Origin of the sequence: Sphingobacterium sp. UBA5996 (assembly GCF_002429765.1) — a bacterium.
Classification (GTDB): domain Bacteria; phylum Bacteroidota; class Bacteroidia; order Sphingobacteriales; family Sphingobacteriaceae; genus Sphingobacterium.
The window spans coordinates 289,826-303,086 of record NZ_DJAS01000003.1 but is presented as its reverse complement, the minus strand read 5'-3'; the positions used below and the strand labels follow the sequence as shown (position 1 = coordinate 303,086).

The 13,261-nt window shown below is 39.7% G+C and carries 11 protein-coding genes; 7 read left to right on the top strand and 4 right to left on the bottom strand.

The window, feature by feature from the left end:
• Positions 1-134 precede the first annotated feature (134 nt).
• Positions 135-1,013 carry a GTPase Era gene (gene era, locus B3E00_RS02330; protein ID WP_293882766.1) on the top strand — a complete coding sequence of 293 codons (879 nt, stop codon included), beginning with the start codon at positions 135-137 and terminating at the stop codon, positions 1,011-1,013.
• 71 nt (positions 1,014-1,084) lie between these two features.
• Here era and uvrC read toward each other — a convergent pair whose 3' ends face one another.
• From uvrC to B3E00_RS02310, 4 genes are all read right to left on the bottom strand, one after another.
• Positions 1,085-2,884 carry an excinuclease ABC subunit UvrC gene (gene uvrC, locus B3E00_RS02325; protein WP_293882769.1) on the bottom strand — a complete coding sequence of 600 codons (1,800 nt, stop codon included), beginning with the start codon at positions 2,882-2,884 and terminating at the stop codon, positions 1,085-1,087.
• A 93-nt stretch (positions 2,885-2,977) separates the two neighbouring features.
• On the bottom strand, positions 2,978-5,248 hold the full coding sequence (locus tag B3E00_RS02320) for a transglycosylase domain-containing protein (protein ID WP_209578266.1): 2,271 nt from the start codon (positions 5,246-5,248) through the stop codon (positions 2,978-2,980).
• A gap of 237 nt (positions 5,249-5,485) precedes the next feature.
• Complete coding sequence (ispF, locus tag B3E00_RS02315) at positions 5,486-5,965, bottom strand: 2-C-methyl-D-erythritol 2,4-cyclodiphosphate synthase (RefSeq protein ID WP_209578265.1); 480 nt, start codon at positions 5,963-5,965, stop codon at positions 5,486-5,488.
• Positions 5,966-6,326: 361 nt separating this feature from the next.
• Entirely contained in the window at positions 6,327-7,145 is an 819-nt protein-coding gene (locus B3E00_RS02310) for a glycogen/starch synthase (protein ID WP_209578264.1), read from the bottom strand.
• 147 nt (positions 7,146-7,292) lie between these two features.
• Between B3E00_RS02310 and panC the strand changes: the two genes are divergently transcribed.
• From panC to B3E00_RS02280, 6 genes are all read left to right on the top strand, one after another.
• Positions 7,293-8,153, top strand: a complete 861-nt coding sequence (gene panC, locus B3E00_RS02305) for a pantoate--beta-alanine ligase (RefSeq protein WP_209578277.1) — start codon at positions 7,293-7,295, stop codon at positions 8,151-8,153.
• Positions 8,154-8,197: 44 nt separating this feature from the next.
• On the top strand, positions 8,198-8,548 hold the full coding sequence (panD, locus tag B3E00_RS02300) for an aspartate 1-decarboxylase (RefSeq protein ID WP_209578263.1): 351 nt from the start codon (positions 8,198-8,200) through the stop codon (positions 8,546-8,548).
• Positions 8,549-8,683: 135 nt separating this feature from the next.
• Positions 8,684-9,046, top strand: coding sequence for a hypothetical protein (locus B3E00_RS02295; protein ID WP_209578262.1), 363 nt, complete (start codon positions 8,684-8,686; stop codon positions 9,044-9,046).
• 363 nt (positions 9,047-9,409) lie between these two features.
• The gene (locus B3E00_RS02290) at positions 9,410-11,746 is read left to right on the top strand and encodes a TonB-dependent receptor (protein ID WP_293936652.1); all 2,337 of its coding nucleotides are present in this window, start codon (positions 9,410-9,412) and stop codon (positions 11,744-11,746) included.
• 49 nt (positions 11,747-11,795) lie between these two features.
• Positions 11,796-12,230, top strand: coding sequence for a thioredoxin family protein (locus tag B3E00_RS02285; protein WP_293936650.1), 435 nt, complete (start codon positions 11,796-11,798; stop codon positions 12,228-12,230).
• 74 nt (positions 12,231-12,304) lie between these two features.
• Positions 12,305-12,991 (top strand): hypothetical protein, encoded by a 687-nt coding sequence (locus B3E00_RS02280; protein WP_293882791.1) that lies wholly within the window; start codon positions 12,305-12,307, stop codon positions 12,989-12,991.
• Positions 12,992-13,261: the final 270 nt, after the last annotated feature.

Genomic DNA, 13,261 nt, shown 5'->3' with positions numbered 1-13,261 from the left:
CCAACTGCTCCACCCCGCAATATATTTTTGAACAAAATTGCTTTTTTCTTTTGAAAAAACAAGATTATGATCCTTCCGAATTGGAGTACAAAGATATATTTTGTTTCTTTGTAATCCTAATAAAATTTAGAAAAATGTCACACAAAGCAGGATTCGTAAGTATCATCGGAAAGCCAAATGCTGGTAAGTCCACACTAATGAACGCTTTAGTGGGTGAAAAAATGTCTATCATTACACCCAAAGCGCAAACGACAAGACACCGCATTATCGGTATTGTAAACGATGAAGACCATCAAATTGTGTTTTCGGACACTCCAGGTGTTATTAAACCAAACTATTCTCTGCAGGAATCCATGATGAATTTTGTCCAAGGATCTTTGATCGATGCAGACATTATACTATTTGTGACAGATATCAACGAAAAATACGATGAGAACGATGTCCTCGAGAAATTACGCAAAACAAATTCTCCTGTTGCTGTACTGATCAATAAAATTGATAAATCTTCAGAAGAAGAAGTAAAAGCAAAAATTGAATTTTGGCAAGAAAAATTAAATCCGGACACTATTTTTGCCATTTCAGCAAAACTGAATCATAATGTCGCTGCAGTAATGCAATACATAAAGGACAAGTTACCAATTCACGAAGCTTATTATGAAAAGGATGAACTGACGGACAAATCCATGCGTTTTTTTGTCTCCGAAATGATCCGTGAAAAAGTGTTCAAACTGTATGATAAGGAGATTCCTTACAGCACAGAAGTGATCGTGACATCTTACAAAGAGGAGGCTAATATTACGCGTATTGCAGCAGAAATTATTGTTGAACGCGACTCTCAAAAAAATATAATCATTGGAAAGGCAGGCGCCATGATCAAAAAAGTGGGAACCTACGCACGTCAGGATATTGAGGAGTTTATCAATGGAAAGGTATTTCTCGAACTTTTCGTTAAAGTAATTCCTGACTGGCGAAGCAAAAAAAATTACCTTAAACGTTTTGGTTACGATGACTAATTCGTATTGAATGCATCAGCCGAATATCTTGGTGTATAAAACTTCGGCTGATGCACTATTCTACTTTAATGTTACTTTGCAAAGTATTCACGAAGTGCTTTAATCTGTTTGAGATTAAGCACTTTTTTTAGGTCTTCATCAGACGCCTCCTTCACCTTTTTTACCGACTTAAATTCAGTTAACACTTTCTCCACTGTTGTTTTGCCTATGCCTGGCACGTTTTCAAGTTCAGAAACAAAAGTTTTTCGGCTCCGCTGATTTCTGTGAAACGTGATTCCGAACCGGTGAGCTTCATCTCGAAGATGTTGAATCACCTTTAAGGTTTCAGATTTTTTATCTAGATAAAGTGGATATTGGTCGCCGGGATAGAAAAGCTCCTCCAGCCTCTTCGCAATACCGATCACCGTTACTTTCCGTTCGATCCCCAATAAGCGCAAGCTCTTTAAAGCGGCCCCTAACTGCCCCTTACCACCGTCTATAATAATCAATTGGGGCAGAGGCTGATCTTCATCCAATAACCTTCTGTACCGTCTAAAAACAGCTTCCTCCATCGTAGCAAAATCATTGGGACCCTCCACGGTCTTTACATTGAAGTGGCGATAATCTTTTTTGGAGGGTTTCGCATCCTTAAATACCACAATAGCAGACACAGGATAATTTCCCTGAATATTCGAGTTATCAAAACACTCAATATGTTGCGGCAGCACATTCATCCGAAGATCCTTTTGCATCTGTCTTAGAATACGCTCAGTCCGGATATCCGGATTAAGCTTTTCATATTGCAACAAACGTTCCTTCCTAAAAAATGCTACGTTCTTTTGAGAAAGTTCAAGGAGCTTTTTCTTTTCACCCAATTTGGGGATTGTAAATCGAATCCGTTCGTTCTCTTCAATATCTAACTCAAATGGTACGATAATTTCACGCGAAAGGCTTTTGAAACGATCCCGTATCTCTGGTATAGCCAAGGCTAGCAGTTCTTGTTCACTCTCATCTAAACGCCGTTTCATTTCCAGTGTTTGCGTCTGAATAATCACACCATTCATCACTTTCAGGTAATTGACAAAGGCATATCCTTCGTCCGAAGCGATGCTAAATACATCAACGTTTGTAATGGATGAGTTAACAACGGTGGATTTACTCTGATAATTGTCTAGCTTATCCAACTTCGCTTTGATTAACTGCGCTCTTTCGAAATCCAAAGCTGCAGCTGCAGTAGTAATACCTTCTTTCAAGCGATTGGTCACCATAGCGATCTTTCCGTTCAGAATATCCTTAATATCGCTCAGATTCTGATCATAGTCTTCTTCAGATTGATACCCTTCGCAAGGCCCCTTACAGTTTCCAATTTGATATTCAAGACAGATCTTAAACTTGCCCTTCCGTATATTTTCCTGTGTTAGGGCCAAATTGCAGGTCCGCAAGGGAAACAATTCACGAATCAGATCCAAAACAATATGCATCATCCCCACCGAAGGATAGGGTCCGTAATAGCGCGAACCATCTTTGATATATTGCCTGGTCCAAAAAACGCGTGGAAAAGGCTCATTCTTGATAACAATCCAAGGGTAAGTTTTATCGTCCTTAAGAAGAACATTATACTTGGGTTTGTGTTTCTTGATCAATGAATTCTCAAGCAACCAAGCATCAATCTCCGTATCAACTATAGTAAAAGATATCCGATTAATCTTACGGACCAAAACACGTGTTTTGCCATTCAGCTGATTTTCACTAACGAAATAAGATCCGACCCGATTGCGCAGATCTTTCGCTTTACCAATATATATCAGCTCATTATTTTTATCAAAATACTGATAGACTCCAGGCCGATGCGGTATCTTCTTTAATTCCTCTCTATAATCAAATACGTCCATTATGTTTCAATATCAAGCACTTTCAGCAAAAAAGCCAGACAACAAATTTCGAAAAAATTTATTGCCTGGCCCACTGATATTCGTTAAAATAACCTAGAAACCTAAGCGGTCATCTTTTAGTTTAGTTTCGTCTTTACTGCTCGAATCGGTAGATCCATCTTCCACATCAGAGCCTCCGCCCCCCCAGTACTGATTACAGTCTATTACACGGGTGAGTCCACCTTGAGGTTGTTCAAAATCACCTTTGGTATATTTTAAATTCGAATCTTTATATACTTTCTGCATGTAATAAGCGAATACTGGCATAGCTGCCGCGGCCCCTTGACCGTACTCCATGCGATCGAAACTAATGCCCCGATCTTCCGCCCCGGTCCACACACCTGTAACCAATTCGGGCGTAATACCGATAAACCAAGCGTCCGAGTTGTCATTCGTTGTACCCGTTTTACCTCCGATTGGATTGGTGAGCTTGTACATCCATTGAATACGTCTGGCAGTACCCTGAGACACCACCTTTTTAAGCATATCCACAATAATATATGCTGATTCACTGTTCAAGGCTTTTACCACCTTTGGTGCCTTATCATAAATTGGTGTCCCATTTTTATCTTCAATCCGCAGAATTGCTGTCGGCTCAATCCAAGTTCCTTGGTTTACAAATGCCGAATAGGCACCTACCATATCAAACACCGACGCTTCGTAAGCGCCCAAAGAAATCGAGGGATAACTAGGAACATCACTTGTTATACCCATTCGCTTTGTCAATGCTGCGACTTCCGCAGCACCAACTTCGTGTACTAAATATGCTGTCGCATAGTTTTGAGAATAAGCAAGGGCCTTAGCCAACGTAATGGGGTTTCCTCCTTGCGCATTTCCCCTTGGGGTCCATCCGTTATACGTTTGTTGGTAATTTGGAATACTATAACAGGGCGAATAGCCGTTGTCAATCGCAACCGCGTAAGTAAATGGTTTAGCCGTCGATCCGACCTGACGCGTTCCCATTTTTACCTGATCATATTTAAAGTGGTCGAAGTCAATACCCCCTACCCAGGCTTTAATATGTCCCGTCTTCGGCTCCATAGACATCATTGCATTGCGCAACATGAGTTTATTGTATTTAATGGAATCCATTGGCGTCATCATGGTGTCGACGCTTCCTTTCCATGTAAAAATATTCATAGGAACTTTTACATTGAAAGCCTTTTTGATTTCGTCTTCATTCAAGCCTTCTTCCTTCAAAATCCGGTAACGATCAGAACGCTTCATTCCGCTGATTAATAGCTTCGCTTTATCGCCTTTGAAGGGATCCCTATTTTTCCATTGTGCGGAAAATTTAGACTGCAATTGCTTCATCCACTCCTTTTGCGAATCCTCTGCATATTGCTGCATAGACATGTTGATTGTCGTATAGATTTTCAATCCATCGCGATCAAGATCATAAGGTGTACCATCCGGTTTGGTAATGGAAAGCTTGGCAAATTCCTTTTTGATCTCGTCTTTTAATACCGCTCTGAAATAGGGAGCCAATCCTTCGCCGTAATTTGCAATCTTAAGTTCTAAACCAAGTGGTTTCTCTTTTGCTTTTGTTGCCTCTTCTGCCGAGATAAAATTAGCGGCAACCATATTGTTCAGCACCGTATTACGTCGGGTGCGAGATTTATCAGGGTAACGAACCGGAGAATATGCTCCCGGACCTTTTAGCATACCCACCAACAAAGCTGCTTGTTCCGCTGTCAATTTGTCGGGAGTCGTATTAAAGTAAGTCCGTGCAGCAGATTTGATTCCATATGTATTGTAGGCACCAAAGTCTACCGTGTTGAAATACATGGTAATAATCTCATCCTTGGTATAATTTCTCTCCAGACGAACGGCCGTAATCCATTCCTGAAATTTTTGGATGACACGTTTTAAAAAATTCTTCTGACGTCCATCCGAGAAGAGATTAAGTGCCAGCTGTTGTGTAATCGTACTCCCCCCTTGCTTATTACCTGTCAAGGTATGGAAGATGACTGTGAACGTACGCGAATAGTCTATACCAGAGTGATCATAGAAACGTTTATCCTCTGTAGACACCAATGCTTTGACCAAATAAGGGGACAATTCGCTATACTTAACATTGGAACGGTTTTGAACATAATAAGTTCCCAGTACTTTATGATCTTCAGTGATAACTTCAGAAGCTAAATTGCTTTTTGGATTCTCCAAATCACTGAAGGAGGGCAATTTCCCAAATAATCCAAGACGTATACTCAATATAAACAGAAAACCTATCGCAACAACTCCAACGATAATCTTCCAAAAATTGAACGTATATCGTTTGATATCAGCTTCCGTCAGTTGATTTTTTTTTGATACTCGTTTCATCTAATCACTAAATTTCAGACGTAAATATTATTCATTTTAAGACCACACAGCGTATTCAGGTTTTACACACACTGTGCTATTTTAAAACTTGAATACTGCATTATTTTGATCCTTGTAGACTTCAATTAAGACATTAATGCTCACTCTATCAGATAGTGTGCCAATAATCCTTACTTGGCAAAGGTATTACTAATTGTACCAAAAGCAAGAATTTAAACGCGAAAATATTGAGCAGAACTACGCACGTTCGATCAAGCAAACCGCATAGGCAACCGCTCCTTCCTGACGGCCGATAAACCCCATGGTTTCATTTGTCGTTGCCTTAATGGAAATATCATCGATATCCAAACCAGTGGCTTCAGCCAATTTAACTTTCATTTGCGGGATATAAGGTTTGATCTTAGGAGCCTCCAAACACAACATTGAATCGATATTGCCAAGTGTGTATCCTTTCTTCGCGATCAGCGCCACACATTCTTTCAGTAACAATAAGCTACTGATACCTTTCCAGCGCATATCCGTGTTTGGAAAGTGATAGCCAATATCTTCTAAATTGGCAGCACCTAAAATGGCATCACATATCGCATGCACCAATACATCTGCATCAGAATGGCCAAAGGCCCCAGCATGATGCTCCAATTGAACGCCTCCAACAATAAAGGGATGTCCCTCTTTCATCTGATGGACATCAAATCCAAATCCTACCTTAATTTTCATGACAATAATTATAACTATGGTGTCTACTCCTATTTAAAATATTCCGAGACACTCGATTTATATACCTTTAAAACAAAGTCAATATAAGCTATTACAAGCGCCCAGCGCCGCTATAAATCAAACTTAGGACATCTTCTCCGAGATCTCCACGTATCAACATATAAACCTAATGACAGATTATTGCGAAGATAACAATTCGCAGCTATATTTATTGTTACAAATGATTTAGGGAGGAGGCATTGCGAAGAAAGTCACTCAAATAGCAATTCGACTTAATGAAAACCTGCGTAATAAAAAAAAGGCTATTTTTTTGAAATAACCTTTTTTTTATTGCTTTTTGAAACGCTTCGAAAAGTATAGCCTACGCTTCTACTTCTTCAGGCGCAAATTGATCATATACTTCTCCAAAAGCATCATAGTCTTGATCGCCGTTGGGCTCAAAAACCTGAATATCTTTTGATCTTGCAAAATCAACTATTTCGGTATTGACATTTTGATCTGCAACAACGACCATATCGGTAAAATGCAAAGCACCTTTATAGATAGCCTCATAGCTACCATCACCGTACACCTGCGCATCCTCAGCTTTAAATGAACCCTCTGGCGCCATTTCCGCATACTTCGTACCTAATGTACCTTTAAACTCTTCATTGAACAAAGAGTACATTACTTTTGCATCCTTGAATGTCGGATCGTCTTTATAAGTCGTCTTGACATACGCCGGTACCAACGCAGAGAACCATCCATGACAGTGCACTACATCTGGGGACCAACCTAATTTCTTCACAGTTTCCAACGCTCCTTTACAGAAGAACACCGAACGCTCATTGTTGTCTGCAAAGAACTCGCCATGCTCATCACTAAAAACTTTTTTACGCTGAAAGTAGTCTTCATTATCCAAGAAATACACCTGCATACGGGCCGCAGGTAATGAAGCAACTTTAATAATTAGCGGATTATCATTATTATCCACAACAATGTTCAGGCCTGAAAGACGAATCACCTCATGTAATCTATTTCTACGCTCATTGATATTCCCAAAACGCGGCATTAAGATCCGGATCTCAAAACCCTTTTCTTGCATCGCTTGCGGAAGTTGACGTGTGATTTCAGAAATTTTAGTTAATTCGAGGAAAGGCGACATCTCGTGAGTAATAAACAATATCTTCGTTTTTGCCATCTCCAGTTATTTTTATTTATTATTTTCGAACAGTAAAATCGGTCTACAAAGGTACGAAAAAAATACTTACTATGCAATTTACTATTAATCATCGTTTTATATTCCCAAAATAATATGCAACTTTGCCAACAAAAACTAAATAGCAAAGTGGAAATTTTCAAAACGAAAGCCTCTCTCCAAGCATACCTGCAAGAAGCACGAAAAACCGATCAAAAAATCGCCTTAATTCCTACCATGGGGGCATTACACGAAGGACATTTATCCTTATTAAATTATGCAAAACCATTGAGCGACATTCGCGTCTGCAGCATCTTTGTAAATCCTACGCAATTTAATGACCCAAAAGATCTTGAGAAATATCCACGCCCAATCGAGAATGATATCAAACTATTGGAAGTTGTGGGGTGTGATATTCTTTTCTTGCCAACCGTTGACGAAATGTACCCCGACAAACACGAACACTGGCATATCGATTTGGGCGAACTGGATCAAATCTGGGAAGGGGAAAAACGTCCAGGACATTTTCAGGGCGTCACTCAGGTCGTCTATAAATTATTTACATTGGTACAACCGCATATTGCCTGTTTCGGACAAAAAGACTTTCAGCAGGTCATGGTTATTAAACGCATGATTGAAATGAAGGATCTACCTATTCAATTGGCGATATGCCCCATCATCAGAGATCAAGATGGCCTAGCTTTGAGCTCCAGAAACATGCGATTAAGTGAAGAAGGAAAAAGAATAGCGTTGGCCCTTTCACGTTCCTTGACATACGTAAAGGACCACATCAATGATGCTATAGCACTCCGGGAAATAAAAGACCAAGCGCTGAAGATTTTAACAGATACAGATGGACTGAGCGTTGAATACTTTGCCATATGTGAAAGTACCAGCTTAAAGGAGGTCGATCACATCGATTTCAGCAAACAACATGTTGCCCTTGTCACTGCGTGGGTTGAGGGCGTCCGTCTGATCGATAATATGATTCTGAATAATTTGTCAAATTAATTGACAAATCTTTCAAATTCAGTAGAAAGCCCTAACTTTGCGCCATGGTAATAGAAGTAATGAAGTCCAAGATTCACCGCGTTAAAGTCACACAAGCGGAATTGAATTATGTGGGTAGTATCACAATAGATGAAGATTTGATGGATGCCGCAAATATCATCGCTAACGAGAAGGTTCAAATCGTAAACAATAACAATGGAGCACGCCTTGAGACTTATGTTATCCCTGGCCAACGCGGTTCGGGAACGATCTGTTTGAATGGTGCTGCGGCACGCCTAGTTCAAGTTGGCGATATCGTCATCATCATTTCCTATGCAACCATGGATTTTGAAGAAGCCAAACAATTTCAACCCTCGCTTGTATTTCCAGACGACAACAATCATTTGATTAAATAGTATGGATGTAAGGAAAAGAGAACATTAAGGTATCAAAAATAGGCATACTTAATATTTTTTTAATCCATACAGCTCTATACTGATAAAATAAAATCGTAATTTTGAAGCGTTACCCTAAAAAAGTAACGCTTTTTTATGTACCCAAAAACAACCAGAAGTCCACGTCAGCTTATTGCATTATGCCAATTGGTATTAATGTCTCTGATTATTATTTCAGGTGTTGTTTTTATGCACAAAGAGGTAAAATCTACAGGTGAAATTGTCATGCACACCCACCCTTATGATTTTACCAAGAAACAAAAGCCCCAAGAAACAGATGACCAAATCGAATACCTGAATGTCATCTATCACAACACCTACGTACAAACCGAATTTACCGTCCTTGAACTTCCAATTCCCCGCGAAGTAAGACAGGTGCGTTATAATTCCTTTTGTCCGGAAGCGATTACGGCAACTATCGATCATTACCACTTACGTGGTCCCCCCAGCTTAGTATAAAACTAACATCAGAGATTTCGAAAACCGGTAGTCTGGCATGGCAGTACTCGACGCTAATAAACGGAACGTACCGTATGCGTCCAGTAACGCATTGCTAAACCACAGAATGACTATATCTGTACGACGTCTTTGATACAATTTCTTATTGGCCTCCTTTTCGAGAATTGTCGTTGATACCAAGGCGACACCCTTCGTTGGACTACCTTAAAGTGGTTTCAATGAACTCTTTGGTACAATAGCCCTATATAAGGACAAGTTATTTTCTTGTTTCCTATCCGTGTTCAATACCTTGAATGCTGTTCATAGCGCGCTATAGACAATGCTATACGAGGCTTGTATTTTTAAAATTTTTATAAAATTACTATGCTAAAGCAATACACTTTATTCGCTACATTACTGGCGGGTACATCCACTATATATGCCCAATCGAAACTGGAAGGCTATTTATTCAATAAAAACCATGAAGCAGTTCCATCCGGCACACTAACTTTAAAAAACAGCAAGCTTGCGACTACATCTGATACAGCGGGCTACTTCAAGTTGTCTGCTATACCGATGCAAAAAGTAACCTTAAATATATCTGCAGTAGGCTACCGCTCAATCAGCAAGGTTATCTCCCTTGATACGCTAAAGGCTCCGTTACATATTCAATTGGAGGAAGACAACCTCAATTTGGATGAGGTTGTTGTTTCTGCTACACGTTACGGCGTTAAACGAAAGGATGCTCCGGTGGTTGTCAATGTAATAGGCCCCAAATTATTTAATGCGACACAATCTGTCGCCATGTCTGAAACACTGAATTATCAGCCGGGGGTGCGCGTAGAAAACAATTGCCAGAATTGCGGTTTTTCACAAGTCCGGCTGAATGGTCTCGAAGGTCCCTATTCACAAATATTGATCAATAGCAGAGCCGTATTCTCCGCATTGAATAGCGTATATGGATTAGACCAGATTCCCACCAGTATGATCGATCGTATTGAGGTGGTAAGAAGTGGCGGTTCGGCATTATTTGGAGCCAATGCGATCGCTGGGACAATCAATATTATTACAAAAGATCCGGTAGAAAATGACTGGCAGGTAAAATCAACCAACTCACTCATAGGTGGCAGAAGCTGGGACAATACGGTTGATTTTAACACCTCGACCGTCGCGGAAGACCTCAAGAGAGGTGCGACGTTCTACGGCATGCACCGCAATCGGGAAGCATATGATGCTAATGGAGATGGTTTTTCGGAAATGACCAAACTTCGAAACACTACTTTTGGCACAAAAATATTTTACAAACCGAGTGATCTAGATAAAATAACGGTAGATTTTAGTACAGTGAATGAGTTCCGTCGCGGTGGTGATCAGCTTGATAAAGTACCCCACTTGACGCAAATCACAGAACAACTGGAAACCAGTTCGCTTGTTGGCGGAATCACCTACGATCATTACTCTAGCGATTACAAGCAAAAAATGTCGCTTTACGGCTCTGTACAGAAAACCGTTCGTGACAGCTACTATGGCGGCCTAGGGGGCGGAGCAACACTCGCAGACAGCACATTAGCTGCCAATGCATACGGAAAGACAAATGATATCGCGCTGGTTGCAGGGGGACAGTATACCTACAACTTTGAACGAGATGTATTTACCGCCGGAGTGGAATTCTCGTACAACGATACCCAAGACGACATACCGGGGTACAAACGAACAATTGATCAGCAAAACAGAGGATTAGGCAGTTATGCCCAATACGAATGGAAGCCTTTAAGTAATTTTAAAACCTTGATCGGAGCGCGATACGATTATACCTATGTCGATGGCAAATACAGTCTTGCAGGTATAGACCGAAACTCAGATCAGCGTTTTGGCACCTTTAGCCCACGGCTGACAATCTTGTATGATATCACCAAGGACCTTCAATTTAGAGGGGGCTATGCCCGCGGTTTCCGTGCGCCACAAGCTTTTAACGAGGACATGCATGTCACTTCCATTGGTGGAAATCAAGTATTTGTGTTAATTGGTGAAAATCTAAAAACAGAGTATTCTAATGCGTATACAGGTTCCTTTAGCTACAACAAAAATTTTGGAAATGTACAGACGAGTCTGCTTGTGGAAGGGTTTTATACGGATCTCAACAATCAATTTGTCAATGTCATGGCATCAGAAAAAGACGGATTGATCATCCAGGAGATGCAAAACGGTGAGGGTGCCCGGGTATATGGCTCTAATATTGAGATCAATATTGCACCATCATCTTGGTTTTCTATCCAAACCGGTGGGACCATTCAGCGCTCTCGCTATAAAAAAGATCAACTTATCTACGAGGGAAAGGAAGACGGACAGGACATCCTGACCAAGAAATACGTCCGTACACCCAATATTTATGGCTATATGAATAGCAATTTAAAGGCGACCAAACAATTCGCAATCGATCTGACCGGAGTCTACACCGGAAAGATGATTGTTCCTCATATCCAAAACGATGTGATGACCTTGAAAGATGCGCGCGACTTCGTCGAGTTAAATCTGCGGCTGGGCTATACCTTACCCATACATAAAGATTTTAGTATTGAAATTTTCGGCGGTATACAAAACATGTTCAATGCTTTTCAGAAAGACTTTGACAAGGGACCATTGAGGGATTCAGATTATATCTATGGTCCGACTCGTCCACGGACATTTACCTTTGGTTTGCGCATTGGCCATTTTCACTAAAAAAAACAACTGATCTATGAAGCATTTCAGGAAAATATACATTATGTCGATGATGCTATTTTATCCGCTCTGTCACTTTGGACAAGAGCGGATAAATTGGATCAGCTTCGAACAACTTGATTCTTTACTCGCTGTTGAGCCAAGGGAAACACTGCTTTTCATCCATACCGATTGGTGTAGCTACTGCAGAAAAATGGAGCAAGAAATCTTTACAAACAGAGAAATTATTGAATTAATTAACCAGCGTTACTATGCGGTGAAGTACGATGCCGAATCTACAGAAGAGATTGTTTTCGACAATAGCATATGGAAGCCCCTAAGCAGAAAAAAGAAAGTAGGGAAATACCATCCATTAGCAGTACAATTACTGCGGGGCAAACAGCTTGTCTTTCCAAGTATTTTAAGACTGGACCTTGAATTTCATTTAAAAAGCATACGACAAAAATACCTGAATTCGAAAGAGTTATATGCTTTTTTAGAATAATTTAACATTTGATGTAGCGAAGTTTGTCCAGCCTGCGTTTTGAGTTTTATAATTAATACACACTTTAAGAAATTATGAAAAATATCACAAAATTTTTAATGGCGTTTTTGTGTCTTGGTATTCTTTTTACAGCTTGTAATAAAGATAATTTTGATTGGGATGCCTATTACAAACAACAAGAAGAGGCGATAAAAAAAGAAAAAGCAAGACAAGATTCTTTATATAAAGATCAAGCACCTCTTTTGGAAGCTTACGCGAGACAGAAGTGGGGTAACGACGCTAAGCGTTCAGACTCTTTGCTATCAAAAGGTATTTGGTACAAAATCGAATATGCTAAAGAAACCGCTACACCTTATACATATGGTATCACTTTAACAAATAACGGTCCTGCGATTACACCTTTCGCGGCAACTTTCAATTTTCAAGGAGAGTTAATGGATGGAAGAGTTTTTGATAAAAATCCAGTTGGTTCACCAGCTGTTTATACTGATATATACAAAGCCATCAATATATATAATGTAGGATGGATGAGAGCCTTTACGCCTCCTGTAATTAAACAGAATGGAATAGATTATTATCCACACGGATTACTTCCAAAAGGATTACAAAAAGGAGATAAAATTACTTTTATTGCGCCTTCATATTATTCGTTTGATCAAAATGAATATACTAAAGGCAGTGAGAAGGTGACAGTACCTAAGAATACACCAGTTGTGTATACAATTGAATTGTTAACTATTGGAGCTGCTACCTCCAACTAAACAAATAAGCCGTGCATTAAAAAGCCATTTTCTTAATGAGAATGGCTTTTTTTAGCAGTTTGCTAAAAGATAAACTAGATCCTACACTATCCAACATTTTGATACATTTAGTTACAAAGTTACATTCCAAACAACGCAGCTCTAATACAGAAATGTAAATTACTGTATCAAAATGTTAATTATTTAAGCGTAAACCTACAAGGAGAAAAAAATCATATACATTTGCTAGGCCATATTCATAATGAATTGGCCACTTTATTGAAAAACCAA

What these genes read in the sequence shown, in the direction of transcription:
- era (WP_293882766.1), top strand. Translation starts at nt 135, where the DNA reads ATGTCACACAAAGCAGGATTCGTAAGTATCATCGGAAAGCCAAATGCT.
- uvrC (WP_293882769.1), bottom strand. Translation starts at nt 2,884, where the DNA reads ATGGACGTATTTGATTATAGAGAGGAATTAAAGAAGATACCGCATCGG.
- B3E00_RS02320 (WP_209578266.1), bottom strand. Translation starts at nt 5,248, where the DNA reads ATGAAACGAGTATCAAAAAAAAATCAACTGACGGAAGCTGATATCAAA.
- ispF (WP_209578265.1), bottom strand. Translation starts at nt 5,965, where the DNA reads ATGAAAATTAAGGTAGGATTTGGATTTGATGTCCATCAGATGAAAGAG.
- B3E00_RS02310 (WP_209578264.1), bottom strand. Translation starts at nt 7,145, where the DNA reads ATGGCAAAAACGAAGATATTGTTTATTACTCACGAGATGTCGCCTTTC.
- panD (WP_209578263.1), top strand. Translation starts at nt 8,198, where the DNA reads ATGGTAATAGAAGTAATGAAGTCCAAGATTCACCGCGTTAAAGTCACA.
- B3E00_RS02295 (WP_209578262.1), top strand. Translation starts at nt 8,684, where the DNA reads ATGTACCCAAAAACAACCAGAAGTCCACGTCAGCTTATTGCATTATGC.
- B3E00_RS02290 (WP_293936652.1), top strand. Translation starts at nt 9,410, where the DNA reads ATGCTAAAGCAATACACTTTATTCGCTACATTACTGGCGGGTACATCC.
- B3E00_RS02285 (WP_293936650.1), top strand. Translation starts at nt 11,796, where the DNA reads ATGATGCTATTTTATCCGCTCTGTCACTTTGGACAAGAGCGGATAAAT.
- B3E00_RS02280 (WP_293882791.1), top strand. Translation starts at nt 12,305, where the DNA reads ATGAAAAATATCACAAAATTTTTAATGGCGTTTTTGTGTCTTGGTATT.